Origin of the sequence: Enterobacter sp. 22466 (genome assembly GCF_052044775.1) — a bacterium.
In the GTDB taxonomy this organism is placed as follows: Bacteria; Pseudomonadota; Gammaproteobacteria; order Enterobacterales; family Enterobacteriaceae; genus Enterobacter; species Enterobacter dissolvens.
This window is the reverse complement of record NZ_JBQENX010000005.1, coordinates 138,435-162,952: the sequence shown is the minus strand read 5'-3', so window position 1 is coordinate 162,952 and position 24,518 is coordinate 138,435. Positions and strand designations below refer to the sequence as shown.

Here is a 24,518-nt window from a genome sequence, read left to right as displayed (position 1 = left end):
ATGAAAACAAAACTGATAGTCCTGGCAATGGCCCTCAGCTTCGCCTCGGCGCAGGCGGCGGACCGCATCGCCTTTATCCCGAAGCTGGTAGGCGTGGGCTTCTTCACCAGCGGCGGCAACGGTGCAAAAGAGGCGGGGAAAACGCTCGGCGTGGACGTCACCTACGACGGCCCCACCGAGCCGAGCGTCTCCGGCCAGGTGCAGCTCATCAATAACTTCGTCAACCAGGGCTATAACGCCATTATCGTCTCCGCCGTGTCGCCGGACGGCCTCTGCCCGGCGCTGAAGCGCGCGATGCAGCGCGGCGTCAAAGTGCTGACCTGGGATTCCGACACCAAACCGGAGTGCCGCAGCATCTACATCAACCAGGGCACCCCGGAGCAGCTCGGTGGCCTGCTGGTGGAGATGGCCGGGAAGCAGGTGACAAAGCCGAATGCCAAAGTGGCGTTTTTTTACTCCAGCCCGACCGTCACCGACCAGAACCAGTGGGTGAAAGAGGCGAAGGCCAAAATCGAGAAAGACCATCCCCAGTGGCAGATCGTGACCACCCAGTTTGGCTATAACGACGCCACCAAATCCCTGCAAACCGCCGAAGGGATCTTAAAAGCGTACCCGGATCTGGATGCGATCATCGCCCCGGACGCCAACGCCCTGCCTGCGGCGGCGCAGGCGGCGGAAAACCTGAAGCGGGAAGGGGTGGCGATTGTCGGATTCAGTACGCCTAACGTCATGCGCCCGTACGTCGAGCGCGGCACGGTTAAAGCCTTTGGCCTGTGGGATGTGGTGCAACAGGGCAAAATTGCGGTCAATGTCGCCGATCGTTTGTTGAAAAAAGGCGATCTTAACGTCGGCGACAGCGTGGAGGTGAAAGATATCGGTACGCTGAAGGTCGAGCCGAACAGCGTCCAGGGCTACCAGTATGAAGCAAAAGGCAACGGCATCGTGCTGCTGCCAGAGCGCGTGGTGTTCACCAAAGAGAACATCAACAAATACGATTTCTGACGGGGGAGCAAATGGCTGATTTAGACGACATCAAAGACGGTAAGGATTTTGGCATCGGTACACCGCAGCAAAACGTACCGTTCACCCTGAAGGGCTGTGGCTCGCTGGACTGGGGCATGCAGTCCCGGCTTTCGCGTATCTTCAACCCAAAAAGCAACCGCACAGTGATGCTGGCCTTTGACCACGGTTACTTCCAGGGGCCGACCACCGGTCTTGAGCGTATCGATCTCTCTATCGCACCGCTGTTCGGCGAAACCGATGTGTTGATGTGTACCCGCGGTATTTTGCGCAGCACCGTCCCGGCCGCCACCAATAAACCGGTGGTCCTGCGCGCCTCGGGAGGGAATTCGATTTTAGGCGAGCTCTCCAACGAGTGCGTGGCGGTGGCGATGGAGGATGCCCTGCGCCTGAACGTCTGCGCGGTGGCGGCGCAGGTGTACATCGGCAGTGAATTCGAGCATCAGTCGATCAACAACATCATCAAGCTGGTGGACGCGGGGGCACGTTACGGGATGCCCGTGCTGGCGGTGACGGGGGTGGGCAAAGAGATGGCACGCGATGCGCGGTACTTCTCGCTCGCCAGCCGGATTGCCGCCGAAATGGGGGCGCAGTTCGTTAAAACCTATTTTGTGGATGACGGTTTTGAAAAAGTGACCGCCAGCTGCCCGGTGCCGATCGTCATCGCCGGGGGGAAAAAGCTGCCGGAGCACGAGGCACTGGAGATGTGCTGGCGCGCGATTGACCAGGGAGCCTCCGGCGTGGACATGGGGCGCAACATCTTCCAGTCCAGCGCGCCGCTCGCCATGCTGAAGGCGGTGAAGAAAGTGGTTCACGAGAACATGAGCGCCCGGGAAGCGTTCCAGTTCTGGCAGGAAGAGAAACAGGGAGAAGCGAAATGAACGTGACGTTAGTGGAGATCAACATCAAACCCGAGCGGGTGGACGAGTTTCTGGAGGTGTTTCGCGCCAACCACGAGGGCGCGATTCAGGAGCCGGGAAACCTGCGTTTTGACGTGTTGCAGGACCCCCGGGTGAAAACCCGGTTCTTTATCTACGAGGCCTATAAAGACGAAGAGGCGGTGCTGGCGCACAAGAAAACGCCGCACTATCTGGCCTGCGTGGATAAGCTCGAAGAATTAATGTCGGAGCCACGCAAAAAACGCAGTTTTGTGGGGCTGCTGCCGGAGTAACGTTTTGCCCGGTGGCGCTGCGCTTACCGGGCCTACAGGGACGAGTTCGTGTTGATTGTGTAGGCCGGGCAAGCGCAGCGCCACCCGGCGTTTTTCAGGCCAGTTCCAGTTCCGCAAGGATCGCTGAAAGCGCCTCGCGCGGCTCTCCCTGAATCGCCTGCAACGGGAACGGCAATCCGGGTGTTGCCACTTTTCCCCTCATTTCCGCCGCTGCCGCGATGACCCTTACGCTACCGTAACGACGGAATAGATCCCATAGCGGCTCTAACCGTTCTGACTCAGTACTCTTCCCCGAACGCGCTATCGCCAGCGCCGCTTTTGGGAAAAACCCCGCGAGAACCGAATACCACACGTCAAACCCGGCCTGCAGGGCGGAGGCTGCCCGCCAGTCACCGGCGATACCCAGTGTGACCGTATCAGGAAGCCGGGCACGTACCTGCGACAGATCCTCCGGCACGCGGCCAAGCTTGATGGAACCCACATTCGGCAGAGACGCGACGGCAAATAGCAATTCATCGCTAAACGCAAAACCGGTCGTGGCAGGGTTATCGTAAATGCACAGCGGTACGGAGAGCTGGCGGGTCACCGTTTCATAGAGCTTAAACACTTCCTCATCCGTTAATCGCTGGTACGACACGGGCGCCAACAGCACGCCGGACACTCCGGCCGTTTGCGCGTCGTCAGCCAGACGCAGAATATCGTCCAGCCGCAGTGCGCCGATGCTGACGATGACCGGTATGCCACCGGCATGCTCCACCGCGCAGCGTGTCACCCGGGCACGCTCTTCAACGGTCAGATAGGCATAGCTCCCCGTCGAGCCAAGAATGCCCAGTGAATCCACGCCTGCCTCAACCACGGAAGAGAGCAGACGCGTAAACGCCTGCTCATCAAACGTGCCGTTTTTCAGGGGCGTTAATGGAAACGCGCTGACTCCACGAAACATTTTTTATTCTCTTACAGTGTCAGTAACTGCCTGTGCGCCACTGCACCCGGCATCAGACGTTGCAGGTTATCCACCAGATCCGCGCCAGCTTCTTCCAGTGCCGTAAGCGGCATTGACGGCAGACTTTCCAGAATAAACCACATGGTTTGCGCCTGACTGTCAAGACGAGTGCGTATCCCCTGGCGCCAGTTCCAGCGACGGCAGGTGACGCCGAGATCGTCGCGCCAGATAACCTCGCCCGGCTCCGGGTACTCCACCACCGGCTGCCCCTCTTTGACGGTATCAAACGGCTCGCTGCCGTCGGCCAGCGTCAGACGTGGCGCCCCCGTGTAAGCCGCAAGATTTTCTCCACCAACCGGGATGGCGTAGCGAATGCTCACCGCGTTGTAGATATCCACCACCGGATCCAGCGGCGGCAGCGAGCCGTCTTTTAAGACCCGCTTACGCAGGGCGGATGCCGAGCAGGGCGTGCGTTTCGGTTTTGCGCCGAAGGCCTTAAACACCTCATCCCAGCCGGAAAGGTGCGCGTCAGCCCACGGAACATCATCATTCAACATTTGCTGGCAGGCCTGCCTGAGCACGGCCGGAGCGACTTCCGGGTGGGTAATCGGCGCAGCGTCAACCACAATGCTCAGCGCCCGAAAGCCCGGGGCAATCGCGGCAAGACGCGGGTCTATTGACGGCGTAACGAGAGACATAAATAATCCTGTATTGACTGTTTTATACCATGGTAGTGACCAATGACTGAAAAAGTCAATATAATGACTGAACAGGGTGCCGATATCGCCCAGGTAAGCCTGGCCGTCGCCAGCCGTATTCGCAACTGGCGTAAAGAGAAAAAACTGTCGCTGGATGAGCTCTCGCGGCGTGCCAGCGTCAGCAAAGGCATGCTGGTGGAGATCGAGAAAGGGGCGGCTAACCCCAGTATCGCGATTCTGTGCAAGCTGGCTGCCGCGCTCGGCGTGTCGGTGGCGGATATTGTGAATGTCTCCAGCGAACCGCGGGTGCATATCATTGAGGACGCGGCGATCCCGGTGCTGTGGCTGGGGGAAAAGGGCGGACGCGCCAGACTGCTGGCAGGAACTGCGGGCCCGTATATGATTGAGCTATGGCAGTGGGAGATGCAGCCGGGAGAGCGATTTACCTCTTCCGGGCATCCGGCGGGCACCTTTGAGCTGTTGCACGTGAACGAAGGCGTTTTATCGCTGACAGTGGGCGAGGCGGTGACGCAGGTTGCTGCCGGGGCATCGGCGGTGGCGAAAACTGAAGCGGCGCACGGTTATGCCAATGAAGGCAATACCGTGCTTCGCTTCACCATGACGGTGGCGGAGTTTCACCGATAAAAAGCAGCCGGTGGCGCTGCGCCACCCGGCGTTTTTTACGCTTCTTCCACACTCACGCGCAGTGCCGCCAGCGCTTTACTCGCCGCCTTCAGCACCTGCTCACACTGCTCAATCGTCAGCGTCAGCGGTGGCTCAATGCGGATGGTTTTGGCGTTGTTGAGCGTGCCAGCCACCAGCACCCGCTGGCGGAACATCTCGCTCGCGAAGCTGTAGCCGATTTCGTTGTCAACAAACTCAATGGCCATCAGCATCCCTTTGCCTCGTGCCTCCTGGATCAGATCCGGGTATTCACGTCCCAACTGACGGAAACCGTCCAGCAGCATGTCGCCTTTCTGCTCTGCCTGCGCAGGCAGGTTTTGCTCCAGCAGCACGTTGATGGTGGCCAGCGCGGCCGCACAGGCCAGCGGGTTACCGCCAAAGGTGGTGGTATGCAGGAACGGGTTGTCGAACAGCACCGAGAAGACCTCTTCGGTGGCGACCGTCGCACCAATCGGCATCACGCCGCCGCCGAGCGCTTTCGCCAGACACAGAATGTCCGGCTGAACGTTCTCGTGCTCGCAGGCGAACATCTTGCCGGTACGTCCCATGCCGGTCTGCACTTCGTCGAGGATCAGCAATGCGCCAAACTCATCGCACAGCTGACGCACGGCAGGCAGATAGCCCTGCGGAGGCAGGATCACGCCGCCTTCACCCTGAATAGGCTCCAGGATCACCGCGGCTACGTCATCACCGGTTTTACGGCATTCGCTGAGCACGGTGCGCATGGCGTTAATGTCGCCGAACGGCACGTGGCGGAAGCCCGGCAGCAGCGGCATAAACGGTTTACGGAAGGTGGATTTGGCGGTCGCTGACAGGGCGCCCAGGGATTTACCGTGGAACGCGCCGCTGGTGGCGACAAAAGTGAATTTCCCGCGCGGCGACTGGTACGCTTTGGCGAGTTTAAGCGCCGCTTCGACCGATTCCGTGCCGCTGTTGCAAAAGAAACTGTACTTCAGTTTGCCGGGCGTTAAGGCTGCCAGCGTTTTCGCGAGCATGGCGCGAAGCGGGTCGAGCAGTTCCTGGCTATGGAGAGGTTGTTTCGCGAGTTGATTCTGTACGGCGGAAACCACTACTGGATTACGGTGCCCCACGTTGAAAATGCCAAAACCACCCAGGCAATCAATAAACTCCTGTCCCTGGGTGTCGACAAGCGTATTCAGACTTCCCGCTTGCCACTCTACGGCTCCGTAATCCCCGCCGGCGGTAACAGATTTGCGATACTCCAGAAAACCTGGATTGACGTGCTCTTTAAAGTAATCGATGACCTCTCGGTTAAGTTGTTTCATCTCCTCATGATCAAGCGTTCGCTTCTCAATGAGATTCAGTGCGTGCGCGGTACAGGCAAGAGCCGAGGCGCTGGAAGGTAACCTGTTCAAAATATGCTCCCGGGGATCGCGTATCACATGATACTGCGTTAAGTATTGCAGGGATTACGCCACTTCAGCGGACTTAACGAAAATCGGGATAAACGCCAGGTTAAAATAATGTTGCGCAATATTTAATCATGCCGATGTTTTCCAAACGGGATTTAGCGGTACGGAAAACGGGCGCAAGAAGACGTGCATGGAGTCAATTGCACCAGGGGGGTGCAGATGGTGCGACTTAAGTGGGCGTTAACAGATCTCCTTTGCAGGTAATTTCATTCCGAAAGTATTTAAAATCAATCAATTATAAAATCTCACAAAAAGTGCGGTTTAAGTGAAATCTGCGATCTCCATCAAGTTTAACAACTAAAGATAAATTGTTTACCGCCGAAAAAACAATAAACCACAAAATTAACATTCAAATAACCTGCAAGGGATGCTCACGATGTCCTCTCCAACCTATGTCACCCAGAATGAATATCTTCTGGAGGATGACACCACCTTAATGTCTACCACAGACGTCCACAGCTATCTGACTCATGCTAATGACACCTTTGTTCAGGTGAGTGGCTATCAGCTTAATGAGCTGATGGGTCAGCCGCATAACCTGGTGCGCCACCCTGATATGCCGAAAGACGCGTTTGCCGATATGTGGTACACCCTGCAACAGGGCGAGCCGTGGAGCGGAATTGTCAAAAACCGCCGTAAAAATGGCGATCACTACTGGGTGCGCGCCAACGCGGTGCCGATGGTGCGCCACGGGAAGGTCACTGGCTATATGTCGATTCGCACCAAAGCGACGGCAGAAGAGATCGCCACCGTGGAGCCACTCTATAAGGCCCTGAATGCCGGACGCTGTAATAAACGGATCCATAAAGGGCTGGTGGTGCGTCAGGGCTGGCTCGGAAAGCTACCGGCGATGCCGCTGCGCTGGCGGGTACGCGGCGTGATGGCGGTGCTCTTTGGCGCGCTCGCCGCCACGCTGGTGGTAACCTCAGCAGGCTGGGTGGCGTTGGTCGCGGCAGCTGTCGTGATGCTGCTCGGCACGTTGTTGTTTGAGCAGCAGATTGTCCGCCCGATAGAGAACGTGGCGCGTCAGGCGCTGAAGGTGGCAACCGGCGAGCGCAATAGCGTGCAGCATCTCAACCGCAGCGACGAGCTGGGACTCACTCTGCGCGCGGTGGGGCAGTTAGGGCTGATGTGTCGCTGGTTAATCCATGATGTTTCAAGTCAGGTGGTGAGCGTGCGCGACGGCAGCGACAAGCTGGCGCAGGGTAATGAGGATCTGAACGACCGCACGCGTCAGACCGTTGCAAACGTGCAGCAGACCGTGGCGACGATGAACCAGATGGCGGCCTCCGTTCAGAGTAACTCTGAAACGGCCACCGAGGTGGACAAACTCTCCGTGGCCGCCAGCAGTGCGGCAACCAAAGGCGGCAACGCGATGCAGACGGTGGTCAAAACCATGGACGATATCGCCGACAGTACCCAGCGTATCGGCTCCATTACCACCCTGATCAATGATATTGCCTTCCAGACCAATATCCTGGCCCTGAATGCGGCAGTAGAAGCGGCACGAGCCGGTGAGCAGGGCAAAGGCTTTGCGGTGGTGGCCGGTGAAGTTCGCCATCTTGCCAGCCGCAGCGCGAACGCCGCCAACGATATCCGTAAGCTGATTGATGCCAGCGCCAGCAAGGTACAGTCCGGATCTGAGCAGGTACACGCCGCAGGGCGCACCATGGATGATATCGTTGAGCAGGTGAAAAACGTCACGCAGCTGATCGCGCAGATTAGCCATTCCACCTCTGAACAGGCTACCGGGCTCTCGGAGTTAACCCGCGCGGTGGCTGAACTGGACAGCATCACGCAGAAAAACGCGGATCTGGTTGAGGAGAGTGCGCAGATCTCCGCGATGGTAAAACACCGTGCCGGACGTCTTCAGGATGCGGTGACGGTACTCCATTGAGTCTGTAATGTTCCAGAAAAGCCGTTTATTCTGTCAGGATTAAACGGCTTCCTTCGCTTCATTTGTGATTATTTCTGCGGTTTAATGTTAATTTTATATTAAATAACTAAAGAAAGTGCCTCAGTTATTTATCCCTGCCTAAGTCATTTTTTCCCGATGCTATTTCAGAAATGCCCCGTCTGGTAGTTGAGTAACGATCGATACGGCCATATTAATAGCCTCTGCCTATCCATTGTGATGGTTATGAAATAAAAAAACGATCAAAGTCATAAAGTTAGCGGTTTCGTTACCGATAACGGTGATCGTCTGAGAAATAATCACATCGATGGAGTAAATATGTTCTTACATGACGTAAAAATCGGCACGAAATTATTTCTGGCGTTTGGATTCTTTATTGTCCTGATGGTGGTGAGCGCGAGTTTGTCTTTAATGAGTCTGAACCGGGCAAACAACGGGATGCAATCCATCATTACCAGTGATTATCCGACCACGGTAAAAGCGAACCAGTTAATCGACAACTTCCAGGAATTTATTAGCACTCAGCAACTCATGCTGCTGGATGAACAGGGGACGTACACGGCGCAGTCGCAGCAGCATCTCAAAGAGATTAGCGAGCACATCACGGTGATCCTCGGCGAGCTGAACAAGGCACTGCAGGATCAACAATCGCAGCAGGTTCTCGCCGAGATACGCGGCGTGCGCCAGCAGTATCTGGACTCGCGGTATCGTATTTTGCAGGCGGTGCAGAACCACGATCGTGCCGGTGCCGTTCAGGAGATGATGACCAACACGCTAAAACTGCAGCAGGCCTATAAAGCCAAAGTGCAGGCGCTGATTGCGATTCAGAATACCGAGATGCAAAACGCCGGCGTGCAGGTGGAGAGTGATTTCAGGAGCAACCGTCTGTTGCTGATCCTCATCACCCTCTTCAGCGTGGCGGCAGGCAGCCTGATTGGCTGGTTTATCGTGCGTTCCATTACCCGTCCGCTGGGCCAGGCCGTGGAGTTTGCGGCGGCGATTGCGGATGGCGATCTCACCGGCAGTATCACCTCGCACGGTAAAGACGAAACCGGCCTGTTGCTGCATGCCCTGATGGAGATGAAAACGCGTCTGCTGGACATTGTGCAGCAGGTGCAGACCGGCTCGGAGAATATCTCCAGCGCCGCCGCGCAGATTGTCGCCGGGAACCAGGATCTGGCCGCGCGCACGGAAGAGCAGGCCAGCTCTGTGGAACAGACCGCGGCCTCGATGGAGCAGATCACCGCGACGGTGAAAAACACCGCTTCGCATACCGGAGAAGCGACCAACCTGTCGGCGGATGCCGCGAAGGTGGTCAAAAACAACGGTGAGATGATGAAGCAGGTGACCAGCAAAATGCGCCTGATTAACGAGACCTCAAACCGGATGTCCGACATCATCGACCTGATCGATGCCATTGCCTTCCAGACCAATATTCTGGCGCTGAACGCGGCGGTGGAAGCGGCCCGGGCGGGCGAGCATGGTCGTGGCTTTGCAGTGGTGGCTGGTGAAGTGCGCCAGCTCGCGCAGAAGAGTGCTTCATCGGCCAGTGAGATCCGTGAGCTGATTGAAAGCTCCACCAGCCAGACGCAGGACGGAATGAACCTGGTTGAGAAGGCGAGCGAGCTGATCAACGGCATGGTGGGCAACGTGGAAGAGATGGATGTGATCCTGCGTGAGATCCGCCAGGCGAGCCACGAGCAGACAGAGGGGATCTCGCAGATTAACAGCGCGATTGGCCTGATTGATGCCACAACCCAGCAAAACTCCGCGCTGGTGGAGGAGTCTGTTGCCGCGGCGGCGTCCCTCAACGAGCAGGCGATGCACCTGAAAGAGCTGGTACGCGTCTTCCGCGTGAGCGCGCACGCACCGGCTTAATCCAGCTGGGAGATCTCCAGCGCCGCGCGGTCGATCACGCCAACGATCTGCTTAAGCTGCGCGTCGCTGAGCGCTCCCTGATTCACCTTCAAATCCAACACCGCTTTGAAGTTTTCCAGGGCCCGCTTCATCTGCGGGTTTTTGCGTAGCTGGAAGCCGACCGCGCGTGCTTTGATCCGCGCCTGAATCTGCTCCAGCTGTTCCTGGTTTTCGTCCAGCCACTGCTGTCCTGTCGCGTTGATGGCAATACGCTTACGCCCATTCTCTTCTTCCGTAATGGTGATAAAGGCCTGATCCTGAAGATAATCCAGCGTCGGGTAAATCACGCCAGGACTCGGGGTATAGTTCCCCTGGGTCAGGTTCTCAATCTCTTTGATCAGCTCGTAACCGTGGCTCGCGTTGCGGGTCAGAATATCCAGAATCACCAGCCGCAGATCGCCGTGACCAAAAAAGCGTGGTCGACGTCCACCGCCATCATGTTCGTTTCGCATAGTGTCTCTCTCAAAATGATATATCTAAACTATATCTAAGATATATTCAGATGCAATCTAAAAGATCTTGCATTCTTGCTGATTAGCAATCATTATCATTTAAAATTAATTTCGATATATCGTATTCACCTGAGAAGGGACTGAACATGGCAACCACCCGCTATCCACAACGCGTGCGTAACGAGCTGCGTTTTCGTGAACTGATCGTGCTCCGTGTTGAGCGTGTAAGCGCTGGTTTTCAGCGCATTGTTTTAGGCGGCGAGGCGCTGGAGGGCTTTAGCTCCCGCGGTTTCGACGACCACACCAAAGTGTTTTTCCCGGCTCCGGGAACAACATTTGTACCGCCGGTGGTCACCGACGACGGCATTGACTGGGGGGACGGCGTGCGTCCGCAAACCCGCGACTACACGCCGCTGTATGACGCCGCGAAGCACGAGCTGGTGCTCGATTTCTTCGTGCATGACGGCGGCGTTGCCAGCCAGTGGGCAGTAGAGGCGAAAGCGGGCGACAGGCTGACGATTGGTGGTCCGCGCGGTTCGCTGGTGGTCGCGGAGGATTACGCCTGGCAGCTGTACGTGTGCGATGAGTCCGGGATGCCGGCGTTGCGTCGCCGCCTGGAAGGCATCGCCAGCTTGCCGAATCGCCCGGAAATTCACGCGGTGGTTACCGTCGGAGATGAATCGTACAAGGACTATCTGGCGCACCTGAGCGCGTTCAACATCACCTGGGTGACAGGCCACAACGAGCAGGCAGTGGCTGAGCATCTGGCGGCGCTGAACGTTCCGGCGGAAGATTACTTTATCTGGCTGACCGGGGAAGGGAAGGTGGTTAAAAACCTGAGCCGTCTGTTTGAGACGGAGGCTATCGATCAGCAGCTGGTGCGTGCCAGCGCGTACTGGCACGCGAAATAGTTACGCTGCCGAATCGAGCTGCGCTTCGCTCACCTGATGTTCGAGCGAGGCGCGGACCTCGTTCAGCGCCTTTTCCTGCTGCGCGAAGTACGCTTCCATATTGCTGAGTGACGACACCAGCAGCCAGGATTCTTCTTTCTCCAGCTCCGCCAGCTCGTTCACTAAGGTGTCGATCTGCTCGCGAACTTGGGCCATTTTTTTGCGGATGCGCTCCAGATCGTTCAGCCTGTCGCTTGCCATCAGCGGCTCGAAGCCCTGCTGCAGGCGCGCCACCAGAGAACGAATGGCTTTGACGTCGCCACGCTGTTTAGCCTGATTGAGCTGCACCATCATCGCGTTGGCTTCTTCTTTCAAATCGTCCGCCACCAGATCCGGGTGACACAGCTTGCTCGCCTGCCGCCAGAGCCGTTTCAGCTCGTCCCGATCCTCTTGTGAAAGATCCTTCCCTTTACGCAGACGCACTTCGGCATCCTGATGCTGCTCGCGGTATTTCTCGTACTCTTCGTTGGCTTCGTCACGCGCCTGACGCGCTGGCTCTTCCTCACGCGTTAAGCCGCTCTCCAGCTCCAGCGCCTCGGCCAGCAGGTTGGCAATCAGGTTACTTTGCTGCTGCAGATGCTTACGCGCCTCGGCTGCCTGTACGGAATCGGCAGGCAGATCGCGCCAGCGCTGGGTGAGTGTTGCCAGCACCTCCACGGCCTGGGCCATGTAGCGCTGACAGCGGCGATAGTCTTCCTCGCGACGACGCGCTTCAGCCTGCTGGCGGCGCAGGTTCAGCTCGGCCAGCGTTTTACGCAGGGCGAGGATCTGCTGCATCAGCGGGCCCAGGCGGGAGAAATAGAGATCGTTAAACTCATCAAGCTGCTGTACGCGCGCGTTACGGCGGTCAATCAGATCGCGCAGTCGCTCTTCCAGTGCTTTCAGTTCCAGTTTGCTCGCGGCGACCTGCGGATCGCGCCAGGGGGTAACGGCACGCTGGCTCTGCAGCCAGGCGGCAATCGCGGCGATGGCTGCGGTGTAATTTTTCTGCTCAAGCGCCACGACGATTGCCTGTAGCTCATCGTCAAACGCTTCATTTTTCAGCCGGGTCAGCTGGCTCTGAATGATGTCGTCATCTTCCAGTTCAATGGCATTTTTAATGATTTCTAGCCGTTTGATCGGTGTGCTCATGATGCCTTTCGCTTTGGCGCTTAAGTATTTGAGTTAAGGTTAGTTGTTGGAAACGCTACAGGAAATAATACACACGGATGATGATCGGCGCGATGGGGGATTTCTTTAGATTTACGCAGTGTCACCCGCTAAATTCTGAAAATGCAGCAAAATAGACCTTAAATTAAATGTGTGTATTTACACTGTTTACTTTTTGACATAAGTTGCGCGTTTTTTGACAGGCAAGTCTGAAAACGGACTTTTAGCAAGGAGTGGCAGTGATGACAGGGAAAACGTCGATACTACAGGTGCTGGCTGGCATGGCCTTGCTGGCAGGTGCTGCGCAGGCGACACCCCTGTCTCCGGCCGACCGTAATACTATTCAGCAGCAACAGCAGCAGCTGCTGGATGAAAACCAGCGCCAGCGTGAAGAGCTGGAGCGCAGCGTGGTATTACCGCGTCCTGTTCAGCCCGACAGTACCGCGACTCCGCAAGGTCCCTGTTTTGTTATCTCGCGTATCGAACTGACGGGTACCACCCTTCTTTCTCCGTTAGCCAAAGATCGCCTGGTTGCGCCGTGGGTGAACCAGTGTCTTGATATGGCGCGTCTCAACGCCCTGACCAACGCCGTCTCTGACTGGTATATCAGCCGGGGGTATATCACCAGCCGCGCATTTTTAACCGAGCAGGATCTCTCTGGTGGCGTACTGCATCTCGCGGTACTGGAAGGCAAACTCCAGCAAATCCGGCTTGAAGGGGTTCCCGCCCGCACGCTGAGCATGACCTTCCCCGGCCTCGAAGGGAAAATTCTTAACCTGCGCGATATCGAACAGGGCATGGAGCAGCTCAATCGCGTACGTCAGACCCCGGTTGAAATAGAAATTTTGCCCGGCGACAGGCAGGGCTATTCTGTCGTTAATCTGACGGCTTCGCCTGAATTCCCGCTCGGCGGTTCAGTGAGTTTCGATAACAGCGGGCAAAAGAGTACCGGTACCGGACAACTCAATGGCGCGCTGTACGGCAATAACCTGCTGGGGCTGGCGGATAAGTGGTTTATCAGCGGCGGGCGCAGCAGCGATTTTTCGAACAGCCATGATGCGCAGAATTTTGCCGCCGGGGTCAGCGTGCCTTATGGCTACGGCTTGCTGGACTACAGCTACAGCTGGAGCAACTACCTCAGCACCATCGACAATAACGGCTGGCTCTGGCGATCGACGGGCGACACTGAAACCCACCGTCTGAATGGCTCCTGGGTGCTGTTCCGCAATGGCGATATCAAAACCGGTGTGTCGGCGGGCATCACCCACCGCATCAACCATAACTATCTCGACGATGTTCTGCTGGCTACCAGCAGCCGCAAACTTTCAAGTTTCTCCCTGGGCCTTAACCACACGCAAAAAATTGCCTCCGGTGTGGCGACTCTGAACCCGACCTTCACTCAGGGTGTGCCGTGGTTTGGCGCCGAAGATGATAACGACAAGCATGGCGATGAGCCGAGAGCCGAGTTTCGCAAATGGAGCGTCAACGGCAGTTTTCAGCGCCCGGTTGCCGACAAGCTGTGGTGGCTGACCAGCGTCTATTTCCAGTGGTCGCCGGACCGGCTGTACGGCAGCGAGCGCCTGACGCTGGGGGGAGAGGCCTCCGTGCGCGGCTTCAAAGAGCAGTACCTCTCCGGTGATAACGGCGGTTACTGGCGAAATGAACTTAATTATTCGCTCTTTACGCTGCCGTGGGTGGGGGATGTTGGCCTGCTGGCGGCAGTTGACGGTGGCTGGCTGAAGAAGGACGGCTTTGACCGTTACGCCTCCGGCACGCTGTGGGGCGCCGCGTTTGGTCTGACGACGGCTCATCGCGGCTATTCTAGCCAGTTTACCGTTGGCACACCGATGGCGTATCCGGACTGGCTGGCACCGGATCACCTCACGATTTACTACCGCGTATCAGTGGCTTTCTAAGGGACAGGGATGATGAAACAGGATCAGGTTCGTTTTTCACAGCGCGCACTGAGCGCGTTACTGAGCGTGCTGCTGGCAACGCAGCCGCTGTCACCCGCGGTGGCGGCATCCATCACCCCGTCCGGCAATACGCAGATCGACAAGGCGGCCAACGGCGTGCCGGTGGTGAACATCGCCACGCCGAACCAGTCCGGTATTTCCCATAACAAATACAACGACTACAACGTCGGGAAAGAGGGGCTGATCCTCAATAACGCGACCGGGCAGCTTAACCAGACTCAGCTTGGCGGGCTTATCCAGAATAACCCCAACCTGAAGGCCGGGCAGGAAGCCAAAGGCATCATCAACGAAGTCACCGGCGCTAACCGCTCGAATTTGCAGGGCTATACCGAAGTGGCCGGCAAGGCGGCGAACGTCATTGTGGCGAATCCCTACGGTATCACCTGTAACGGCTGCGGATTTATCAACACGCCGAATGTGACCCTCACCACGGGTAAACCGGTGCTTGATGCCAGCGGTAAGCTGCAATCTCTTGATGTAACCCAGGGTGCGGTCACCATCGAGGGCGCGGGCCTGAATGGCTCGCAGAGCGATGCGGTGTCGATCATCTCCCGTGCGACGGAGATCAACGCGCAACTGCATGCGAAAGATTTACGTGTCGTTGCAGGGGCGAACCGCGTAGCGGCGGATGGCAGCGTCAGTGCGTTAAAAGGTGAAGGTACCGCCCCGAAGGTCGCGGTGGACACCGGCGCGCTGGGCGGCATGTACGCAAACAGGATCCGTCTGGTCTCCAGTGAAACGGGGGTGGGCGTAAACCTGGGCAACCTTAACGCGCGACAGGGAGATATTGCGCTCAGCAGCGCGGGAAAAGTGGTACTGAAAGACACCCTTGCCAGTGGCAGCACCACGGTCAGCGCGGCAGACGTAACGTTACGCGGGGACCATAAAGCGGGTGGCAACGTCACCGTCTCCGGCCAGACGGCGCTGACGCTTGACCAGGCTCACGTTGCCGCCGATAACAATCTTCAGTTAACAACCCGCGGCACGCTGACGCAAAACGGCGGTGCGTTCACGGCGGCAAATGACGCTACGCTTGCCGCGACCACCCTGATCCAGAGTGCAGATGCCCGGGCAAGCGCGGGCCGTCATCTTGCCGTAAATGCTGAGAAAAACGCGGCGCTTAACGGTTCTGTTGTGGCGGGTCAGCAGTTGTCGGTCAAGGGTGGCGAGCTGGTGCAGCAGGGAAGTCTCAGTGCCGCAGAGATTGCCCTCACCGCGCAGACGCTGACGCAGGAGAGCCGCAGCACAACAAATGCCAGTGGCAACATCGCGCTTACCACGTCTGGCCACAGCCAACTGAAAGGCAGCACCGCCGCCGGACACTCTCTCGCCGTCAGCGCGGGCAGCCTCGCGAACAATGGCACATTAGCCGCCGTGGCGGATGCCCGGATTAACACCGGTAAATTCAGCAATACCGGCACCGTTCAGGGCAACAGTCTGACCGTCTCCGGAACGGATATCACCAGCTCTGGCACGCTGAAGAGCGCCTCCACGCTGGATATCCGCGCACGCAATGCCACGCTTTCCGGTGAGACCGGCGCGAAAGGCAAAACCACCGTAACCGCGAGCGGTAACCTGAACAACAGCGGCGCGCTTATCAGCGATGACACGCTGACGCTGAACGCGGCGCAGATCGTCAACAGCGGTACGCTTTCCGGTGTCCGGGGGGTTACCACCTCAGCAGAGACGTTCACCGCCAGTGCAAAGTCAGTGACCCACAGCGACGGGGACGTGGCGCTGAACAACACCGATACCACGCTGGCAGGTGAAACCAGTGCCGGTGGCGCCGTCACCGTGCAGGGCCGCAGCCTCAACACCACGGCCACGGCACAGACGCAGGGCAACAGCGTCGGCGTGGCCGTGCAAAACGCAAACCTTGAAGGCACTCAGGCTGCCAAAGGCAACCTGACTCTGAAGGCTGACAGCAGCCTCAACCACACGGGGAAATCATCAGCCTCAGGGCTTAAGGTTGAAACCGGCCATCTCAGCAACGGTGGAACCCTGACGGCCTCCTCGCTTGCAATCGACAGCCCTGAGGTCATTAACGGTGGTCTGATCCACGCCGGACAAACGCTGTCGCTGGTCACCCGTCTGCTGAATAACCGCAGCAGCGGCGTGCTGTACAGCCCGGCGGCGCTGTCGCTTTCCCTCTCTGAACTGAACAACGCCGGTATTATCACCAGCGACGCGGCGCTTTCTCTCTCTGGTTCAAATCTGACCAACAGCGGCGAGCTGAGCGGTGCTTCACTGGCAATTGATTACGAGACGCTGAAGAACAGCGCGGGTGGTCTGCTGCTGGCTCACGGGGCCAACCGCATCACGGCACAGTCGGTGTCCAGTGCGGGCAGCATGGTGGGCAACACCCTGACGCTGAATGCCGATCGTCTGGAAAATGCCGGTCTGTTACAGGGCGATAGCGCATTATCACTGACCGCCGGGATCCTGAATTTACTGACAGGCTCCCGCACGCTGACGGAGGGAGAACTCGGCCTTTCAGGTACCACGCTGACTACCGCAGGGCAGCTCCAGGGACAGGATGTCAGCATCCGTGCCTTTGACTGGAATAACCGCGGAAGTTCCCTTGCGACCGGCTCACTTGACGTGACGACCGCCGGAACACTCAGCAATACCGGCGAACTGATGAGCCAGGGCAACGGCACGCTGAATGCGGTCAATACCGTTAACAGCGGCAATATGTTGTCGGCCGGTGACCTTTCGCTTAACGGAAAGACGCTGCGCAACAGCGGTACGCTTCAGGGGAACCGCGTCACCGCGCATCAGGACAACATCACGAACAGCGGAACGCTGACCGGGATTGCCGCCCTGACGCTGGCCGCCCGCCTGGAGATGGCGGCGCCATTACTGACGCTGGTCAATGACGCGTCGGGATCGTTACTGACCGCGGGCGAGTTGTCCGTGACGGGCGGCGATCTGCGTAACGCAGGGCAATGGCAGGGGAAACGGGTACTTATTCATGCGCAGGCGCTTACGAACGGCGGTGCGATCCAGGCAGAAAATTTACTGGATGCGCAAATCGACAGCATCCTTACCGGGACAACGGGCAGCAAAATCACCTCCAATGGAGAACTGGCGCTCTCAGCACTGACGCTGGCAAACAGCGGGCAGTGGATTGCAAAACACCTCACGCTGGGGGCCAGTACCCTGAACAACAGCGGTGAGATCACCGGCGTTGATGCGCTTTCGGTCGCCCTTACGCAGCTGAATAACCAGGCCGGAGGAAAACTGCTCAGTGCAGGCGCGTTGACGCTTGATGCGGACAATGCAACGAACGCCGGGCAAATCCAGGGGAAAGCGACCACGGTTACCGCCGGGCAACTCATTAACAGCGGACGGCTTCAGGGAGAAGCGCTGACGCTGAATGCCTCGGGTGCGCTGAACAATACCGCCAGCGGTGTGCTACTGAGCGAGAATGCGCTGATGGTATCGACAGCCACGCTGAACAATCAGGGCACGCTCCAGGGCGGTGGGGAATCTTCGGTGAAGGCCACCACCCGCGTACAGAACGACGGCAAAATGCTCTCCGGTGGCAAACTCACGCTGACCGCACCGGAACTGGAGAACAGCAGCAGCGGTCTGGTTCAGGCGGCGAGGTTGCTGCTGGATGTGGTGAACGCCGTGAATGGCGGAAATGTCCTCGCAACGACACGCGCAGAACTGCGCGGCAGCTCGCTTGATAACAGCGGCACACTCCAGGGCGCTGATTTGCAGGCAAATTACCAGAGCGTAACCAACAGCGGAACGGTATTAGGTACCACTTCGCTTACGGTAAACGGTGACGTTCTCGATAATACCGTGAGCGGTAAGCTCTACAGCGGGGATAAGCTGCTGCTCGACGTGCGAAATTACAGCGGCCGTGGTGATGTGGTTTCCCTGGGCGATGCCACGCTGAAACTGGTGAATGCGCTCGCTAACACCGGCACCCTGGCTGCAGGTAAAACGCTGTCTGTCTCATCGCAGAATGCCATGACGAACAGCGGCGTAATGCAGGGCAATGCCATTGCCCTCAGTGCTGGCGGCGCGTTAACGAATAACGGTACGCTCACCATCGGGAACGGTAGCAGTACCTTCAACGCGCAGAGCCTGTTGCTCAATGCCTCTGGTTCGCTTCAGGCGGGCGGAGATGTACAGCTTACCTCACGTGAAAACATCACCGTCAGCGGTTTCACCGGTACAGCGGGTAGTCTGATGATGACGGCCGCCGGTACGCTGCTGAACACGGCGCTGATTTATGCGGGCAATAACCTGATGTTATATGCCGACCGTATTCATAACGTCTACGGCGACATTCTGGCCGGTAACAGCCTGTGGATGCAGAAGAATGCAGTCGGGGAGGCAAACGCTGAAGTTATTAACCGCTCCGGTACGATTGAGACCACACGCGGTGATATCACCGTTAATACCGGCCATTTACTCAATGAAGCCGATGGCCTGACTGTCAGCCAGTCTGAACGGGAATACCCGGATGCCATTCCTGCTGCAGATGAACACTACTTTAGTTATGACCTCAACGGCAGACGTTCGGATTTTGTCCTCCTTCTTGAAGACTGGAAAAATGATGGCAGTAAGGTTGTTTTTGACAGGTATGAGCGTTGCGTCGGCAGTGGCGCAAATGGCAGTGGACAGTGTAGCGACAGGGTTGATTATCGCCTCACAGGGGAAGATATCCGGCAATTCCTGCTGAGTGAATCGGTTGTGTCCGTATCGGCCACCGGCAGTTCCGCCCGAATGGCAGCTGGACGCGATATCATAGTTAATGCAGGAACGCTGGATAACCGCGCCAGCCATATTCTTGCGGGACGTAACGCCGTTCTTACGGGAGGAACACTGAATAACCTCTCTGCCGAAGGTGGACGCCGCGTAACCTACGTTCAGGCTGAATACCGTTGTGAGTGGTTTTATCAGGACTGCAACGACAGTAAATGGGAACCTCTGACACACTATGCAGACGGAAGTTGGGGCTGGTTTGATGAGGACTACGGCTGGTATGGCTGGGTGCCTTATCTCCTCGGTGAACGCACAACCGAATTTGTGGCCGATGGCGGAATATACCGCTCAGTCATCAGTGCTGGCGGTAACGTCAGTGCAAACTTTACGAGTGATATCAGCAATACTAACGTCACTGCAAATGCGGGTGAGTTCAGTAATACGATTAAAACCCCAACGCTGAATACACTCACGCCTGAAGCCATTGGTAAGGGTCTTAACAGTGAATTACTGGCTCAAGGTGGCAGTGCAGACATTCGTCTGTCTGAACAACTGGGGAATATTTCCGATGCCCTGAAAGATATCTCCGGCGGTTCATCACTCTCCGACCAAAACGGCAGCAGCGGTAACTATCCGCTGCCGTCCGGCAACAACGGCTATTTTGTCCCCTCCACTGATCCCGATAGTCCGTATCTGATTACGGTGAACCCGAAGCTTGATGACCTCGGCAACATGGACGACAGCCTGTTTAATGGACTGTATGACCTGCTTGGCATAACACCCGGTGCCACACCGCGTGAAACCAACAGCGCGTACACCGATCGGAACCAGTTCCTTGGCTCGTCCTATTTCCTGGACAGGCTCGGCCTGAACCCGGATCGCGACTACCGCTTCCTCGGCGACGCGGCGTTTGATACCCGTTACGTCAGCAACGCGATTCTGAACCAGACCGGTAGCCGCTATATCAACGGCATCGGTTCCGATCTCGATCAGATGCGCTACCTGATGAACAGCGCCGCAGAGCAACAAAAAACGCTGGGGCTGAAATTTGGCGTGGCGCTTACGGCTGAGCAGGTTGCCGCGCTCGATAAAAGCATGCTCTGGTGGGAGTCAGCGACCATCAACGGTCAGACGGTGATGATCCCGAAAGTCTACCTGTCGCCGAAGGATGTCACCGTTCACAGCGGCAGCGTGATTAGCGGCAATAACGTCCAGCTGGCGGGCGGGAACGTCATTAACAGCGGCAGTACCATTGCGGCGCAGAATGGGCTCTCAATCGACAGCAGCAACAGCCTGAGCAACCTCAACGCCGGACTGCTGAGCGCAGGCGGCGGGCTGAACCTGAGCGCGCTGGGGGATATCAATAACATCGGATCCACCATCAGCGGCAAAACGGTAGGGCTGGAGAGCGTCGCGGGCAGCATTAACAACATCACCCGCGCACAGCAGTGGAATGTCGATGCGGGAAATGTGCATTTCAGTGGCACCGAAGTCGGCAAGACGGCCTCCATCACCGCCACCGACGGGCTGACGATGCGCGCCGGACAGGATATCAACGTGACCGGCGCAAACGTCTCGGCGGGTGGCCGCCTGGGTATGGCGGCGGGGAATGATATCAACATCACCGCCAACGAGATCGCGACCAGCGAAGGACGCGCCGGGCGCAACCGCGCGACCACGGAGACGGCGTCCGTCACGCATCAGGGCAGCACCCTGAGCGCGGGCGGTGACCTCACCCTGCAGGCGGGTAACGACGTGAATGCCCGTGCGGCAGCGATAGCGGCGGAAGGCAATGTGGGCATTCAGGCCGGTCGGGATGTGAACCTGCTGGCGGAAGCGTCGATGGAACGCTCCAGCAGCCAGGCGAAGAAAAAAACAGCCATTGACGAATCTGTACGTCAGCAGGGTACGGAGATTGCCAGCGGGGGGAATACGGTGATCCTCGCAGGGCGCGACGTAACCGCGCAGGCAACTGACGTGACAGCGCAGGGCGATATTGGCGTGGCGGCAGGCCGCGACGTAAATCTGACGACGGCGACGGAGAGCGATTACCGCTATCGGGAACAAACTAAAACCAGTAGCGGCTTCCTGAGCAAAAAGACCACCCACACCATCGAGGAAGACAGCGCGACACGGGAGAAAGGCTCGCTGCTGAGCGGCGACAATGTAACGGTGTCGGCGGGTAACAACCTGCGGGTGTTAGGTTCTGCGGTCGCTGGCGACGGCGATGTGGCCCTTTCCGCGGGCAACAATGTGGACATCGTGGCGGCGACCAACACCGACACGGCCTGGCGCTTTAAGGAGACCAAAAAGTCCGGCCTGATGGGCACGGGCGGCATTGGCTTCACCATCGGCAGCAGCAAGTCCACCCACGACCTTCGAGAGCAGGGCACCACCCAGAGCGAGAGCTTCAGCACCGTCGGCTCAACGGGCGGCAACGTCAGCATTGCAGCGGGCAAACAGGCGCATATCGGCGGGGCAGATATCATCGCACAGAAGGATATCAGCCTGACCGGTGACAGCGTGGTGATTGAGCCGGGGCATGACAAACGCACCCGCGATGAGAAATTTGAGCAGAAGAGCAGCGGACTGACGGTAGCGCTGTCCGGGGCGGCGGGGAGTGCGGTGAATAACGCGGTCACCACGGCCCAGAGCGCGAAGCAGAGCAGCGACTCACGTCTGGCGGCACTGCAGGGTACGCAGGCGGCGCTGTCAGGCGTACAGGCCGGACAGGCCGTGGCGCTGGATCAGGTGAAGGGCGACTCTGACAAACGCAATAACAACACCATCGGCGTCAGCGCGTCGATTGGGTCACAGTCGTCCAAATCCTCATCGCACATGGAGAGCGAAACGACCACGGGCAGCTCCCTGAGTGCAGGCAATAACGTCACGATAAAAGCCACCGGAAGCGACATCACCGTGGCGGGAAGCCAGATTAAGGCCGGAAAGGACGTGACGCTTGATGCAGCACGGGACGTCAACCTGATTGCCTCGCAGGACACGCAGCAGACAACGGGTAAAAACAGCAGCAGCGGTGGCAGCCTGGGTGTTGGAGTGGGTGTCGGTTCCGGTGGGGCGGGCATCAGCATCTCGGCGAACGCAAACAGCAGCAAGGGGCACGAGAAGGGCAACGGTGTCTGGCAGAACGAGACCACGGTGGATGCGGGTAACCGCGTGACCATCAACACCGGGCGCGACGCGACGATCGCCGGGGCGCAGGTGAGCGGCGAAACCGTGGTGGCGGATATCGGGCGCGACCTGACGATTGCCAGCACCCAGGACAGCGATCACTACAACAGCAAGCAGAACAGCGTCAGCGGCGGTGCGGGTTACACCTTTGGTGCAGGCGGTTTCTCCGGCAGCATCAATGTCAGCCGCGACAAAATGACCAGCGACTACGACTCGGTGCAGGAGCAGAGCGGGCTGTTTGCAGGCAACGGCGGGTTTGACGTGACGGTGGGCAACCATACGCAGCTCGACGGCGGGGTGATTGCCTCCACGGCGACGGCGGATAAAAACCGTCTAGATACGGGCACGCTGGGCTTTAGCGATATCCACAACCAGGCGGATTTTAAGACGGAGCATCAGGGCGCGGGTATCAGTTCGGGCGGCAGCATCGGCAAGCAGTTTGCCGGGAATATGGCGAACGCTCTGCTGGCCGGAGGCGGTAACAGCGGTCACGCGGAAGGGACAACACAGGCGGCGGTGAGCGAAGGGACGCTCATCATCCGCGATAAGGAGAACCAGAAGCAGGATGTGGTGGACCTGAGCCGCGATGCGGAACATGCGAACGGCAGCATCAGCCCGATATTTGACAAGGAGAAGGAGCAGCAGCGCCTGCAGGAAGTGCAGTTGATTGGTGAGATTGGCTCGCAGGTGGTGGATATTGCGAACACTTATGGAGAGACAGAAGGGCTGAAGGCCGCACGGGATGCGCTGGCGAAAGAGGGCGTGACCGAGCCGGACGCGGATGCCAGCGACGCCCTGAAAAAGGCCTATCAGGATGCCCTGCGAGGGACCGATGCATATAAGACCACGACGGCGAAATACGGGACGGGTAGCGACCTGCAGCGGGGTATCCAGGCGGCGACGGCCGCGCTTCAGGGGCTGGCGGGTAGCGACCTGAAGGCAGCACTGGCGGGGGCATCCGCGCCGGAGCTGGCGTATCGTATTGGTCACGGCATGGGGATCGATAACAATACGGCAGCGAAAACCATTGCGCATGCCATCCTGGGCGGTGCGGTTGCGGCGCTGCAGGGAAACAGTGCAGCAGCGGGTGCGGCCGGAGCGGCGACCGGTGAGCTTGCGGCGAAGGCGATAATGGCGTCGCTGTATCCGGGCAAGACCGCAGGTGAGCTGGATGAGTCGCAGAAGCAGACGATCAGCGCACTGGCGACGATAGCATCGGGGATGGCTGGCGGGCTTGCGGGTGACAGTACAACGTCGGCGGCTGCGGGAGCACAGGCTGGAAAATCGTCGGCGGAGAATAACTCGCTGGCACTGGTTGCCAGAGGCTGCGCTGTTGCAGCGCCGTGCCGGACGAAGGTGGCAGAGCAGTTGCTGGAAATTGGAGTTAAAGCTGGTATTACTGGAGCCGTGGCGAAAACACTTGCCGACAAACTGACCGCTGATGAACTGGATCATCTTGTTACCCTGGAAATGATGGGCAATGATGAGATCACCAGTAAGTATCTCAATTCGTTGCAGGATAAGTACGGTTCCGGGAGTGCTTCGAATCCGAATATCGGCAAGGATCTGACGGATGGTGAGAAAGCAGAACTGGGCGGAGCGGGGTCGGGCACGCCGGGCGGCTGGGAGCCTCAGGATGAGGAGAATGGACGAGATAATGCGCCATCAAATAGTACTGACAAGATTGGTAAATGGTCAGTTGATGAGCTATCAGAGGGAGCAAGATATACAGATCCAGCCTCTAAAAAAGGTGATCTAACTCTGGCCGGAAGAGCGCTTCAAAAGCATGGAAGTCGTCCTGGAAGTGCTTTCCCTTCAGCGAAGGGGAATCCAACAGCAATAAACGAACAGGGACAAAAAATAGTAGATAGTATTTTGAATGATCCCAATAAAACCGTTATTCAAAGCAACACTGGTCGCTATGGTCAAGTAACGGATATATTCTCGTCCAACGGGCAAGGGCTGCGTTATGACGCTCAAGGAAAACTTATAGGCTTTTTGGAACCACCAAAATGAAAAATAGACTTCATGCTCAAATAGCGAGCTTACCAGATCGGGAAAATGTGGTTTACGAAATCTACTTAGATACAGATCAGGTAGCAGAAATATCCAATGAACCAGATGCAGGAATGTGTATAGAGATTTTTAATTGTCCAAATGCCAGAAGCTGGAGTTTTGAGCTTGATGAATTTAACTTTTTGATTGAGCAAGCAAAAAACAACTTATCTGCATAAGAAGATCCCGGCCACCGAGCCGGGATCGTTCTATCAGCCTTTACTCAAAATGCCCGTTACCC

General features: G+C 57.6%; 15 protein-coding genes. 10 read left to right on the top strand and 5 right to left on the bottom strand.

The annotated features are described in order from the left end of the window. From lsrB to lsrG, 3 genes are read left to right on the top strand one after another with little or no spacing between them, the layout of a single operon-like run. The gene (gene lsrB / locus ACTJJI_RS14985) at nt 1-1,002 is read left to right on the top strand and encodes an autoinducer 2 ABC transporter substrate-binding protein LsrB (RefSeq protein ID WP_262761899.1); all 1,002 of its coding nucleotides are present in this window, start codon (nt 1-3) and stop codon (nt 1,000-1,002) included. Between the two features lie 11 nt (nt 1,003-1,013). Further along, the gene (gene lsrF, locus ACTJJI_RS14980) at nt 1,014-1,901 is read left to right on the top strand and encodes a 3-hydroxy-5-phosphonooxypentane-2,4-dione thiolase (RefSeq protein WP_014833375.1); all 888 of its coding nucleotides are present in this window, start codon (nt 1,014-1,016) and stop codon (nt 1,899-1,901) included. Beyond that, the gene (gene lsrG, locus ACTJJI_RS14975; RefSeq protein ID WP_013098845.1) at nt 1,898-2,191 is read left to right on the top strand and encodes a (4S)-4-hydroxy-5-phosphonooxypentane-2,3-dione isomerase; all 294 of its coding nucleotides are present in this window, start codon (nt 1,898-1,900) and stop codon (nt 2,189-2,191) included. The genes lsrF and lsrG overlap by 4 nt, the downstream gene beginning before the upstream one ends. 94 nt (nt 2,192-2,285) lie before the next feature. On the opposite strand, the gene ACTJJI_RS14970 is transcribed toward lsrG, so the two are convergent. Continuing rightward, the gene (locus tag ACTJJI_RS14970) at nt 2,286-3,134 is read right to left on the bottom strand and encodes a dihydrodipicolinate synthase family protein (RefSeq protein ID WP_368529300.1); all 849 of its coding nucleotides are present in this window, start codon (nt 3,132-3,134) and stop codon (nt 2,286-2,288) included. A gap of 11 nt (nt 3,135-3,145) precedes the next feature. Further along, complete coding sequence (locus tag ACTJJI_RS14965) at nt 3,146-3,832, bottom strand: B3/B4 domain-containing protein (RefSeq protein WP_014833373.1); 687 nt, start codon at nt 3,830-3,832, stop codon at nt 3,146-3,148. A gap of 42 nt (nt 3,833-3,874) precedes the next feature. Between ACTJJI_RS14965 and ACTJJI_RS14960 the strand changes: the two genes are divergently transcribed. After that, nucleotides 3,875-4,477 (top strand): helix-turn-helix domain-containing protein, encoded by a 603-nt coding sequence (locus ACTJJI_RS14960; RefSeq protein WP_440654651.1) that lies wholly within the window; start codon nt 3,875-3,877, stop codon nt 4,475-4,477. Nucleotides 4,478-4,512: 35 nt separating this feature from the next. Here the strand turns inward: ACTJJI_RS14960 and ygjG are convergent, their stop codons facing one another. After that, nucleotides 4,513-5,892 carry a putrescine aminotransferase gene (gene ygjG, locus ACTJJI_RS14955; RefSeq protein ID WP_043951702.1) on the bottom strand — a complete coding sequence of 460 codons (1,380 nt, stop codon included), beginning with the start codon at nt 5,890-5,892 and terminating at the stop codon, nt 4,513-4,515. Nucleotides 5,893-6,325: 433 nt separating this feature from the next. Between ygjG and ACTJJI_RS14950 the strand changes: the two genes are divergently transcribed. Further along, nucleotides 6,326-7,846 (top strand): methyl-accepting chemotaxis protein, encoded by a 1,521-nt coding sequence (locus ACTJJI_RS14950; protein ID WP_440654649.1) that lies wholly within the window; start codon nt 6,326-6,328, stop codon nt 7,844-7,846. Between the two features lie 336 nt (nt 7,847-8,182). Beyond that, nucleotides 8,183-9,742, top strand: coding sequence for a methyl-accepting chemotaxis protein (locus ACTJJI_RS14945; protein ID WP_046887368.1), 1,560 nt, complete (start codon nt 8,183-8,185; stop codon nt 9,740-9,742). Here the strand turns inward: ACTJJI_RS14945 and ACTJJI_RS14940 are convergent. Continuing rightward, complete coding sequence (locus ACTJJI_RS14940; RefSeq protein WP_047361255.1) at nt 9,739-10,233, bottom strand: PadR family transcriptional regulator; 495 nt, start codon at nt 10,231-10,233, stop codon at nt 9,739-9,741. The two genes, ACTJJI_RS14945 and ACTJJI_RS14940, sit on opposite strands and share 4 nt — an antisense overlap. A gap of 146 nt (nt 10,234-10,379) precedes the next feature. Here ACTJJI_RS14940 and ACTJJI_RS14935 point away from each other — a divergent pair, with 146 nt between their 5' ends. Then, nucleotides 10,380-11,144, top strand: coding sequence for a siderophore-interacting protein (locus ACTJJI_RS14935; RefSeq protein ID WP_248041713.1), 765 nt, complete (start codon nt 10,380-10,382; stop codon nt 11,142-11,144). Here the strand turns inward: ACTJJI_RS14935 and ACTJJI_RS14930 are convergent, their stop codons facing one another. Further along, a complete protein-coding gene (locus tag ACTJJI_RS14930; RefSeq protein ID WP_014833366.1) occupies nt 11,145-12,314 on the bottom strand; it encodes a DNA repair ATPase in 1,170 nt (389 codons plus the stop codon). Nucleotides 12,315-12,574: 260 nt separating this feature from the next. Between ACTJJI_RS14930 and ACTJJI_RS14925 the strand changes: the two genes are divergently transcribed. From ACTJJI_RS14925 to ACTJJI_RS14915, 3 genes are read left to right on the top strand one after another with little or no spacing between them, the layout of a single operon-like run. Further along, nucleotides 12,575-14,248, top strand: coding sequence for a ShlB/FhaC/HecB family hemolysin secretion/activation protein (locus tag ACTJJI_RS14925; RefSeq protein ID WP_440654762.1), 1,674 nt, complete (start codon nt 12,575-12,577; stop codon nt 14,246-14,248). A gap of 9 nt (nt 14,249-14,257) precedes the next feature. Then, on the top strand, nt 14,258-24,238 hold the full coding sequence (locus ACTJJI_RS14920; protein WP_440654646.1) for a hemagglutinin repeat-containing protein: 9,981 nt from the start codon (nt 14,258-14,260) through the stop codon (nt 24,236-24,238). Then, a complete protein-coding gene (locus ACTJJI_RS14915; RefSeq protein WP_058684337.1) occupies nt 24,235-24,456 on the top strand; it encodes a hypothetical protein in 222 nt (73 codons plus the stop codon). The genes ACTJJI_RS14920 and ACTJJI_RS14915 overlap by 4 nt, the downstream gene beginning before the upstream one ends. Nucleotides 24,457-24,518: the final 62 nt, after the last annotated feature.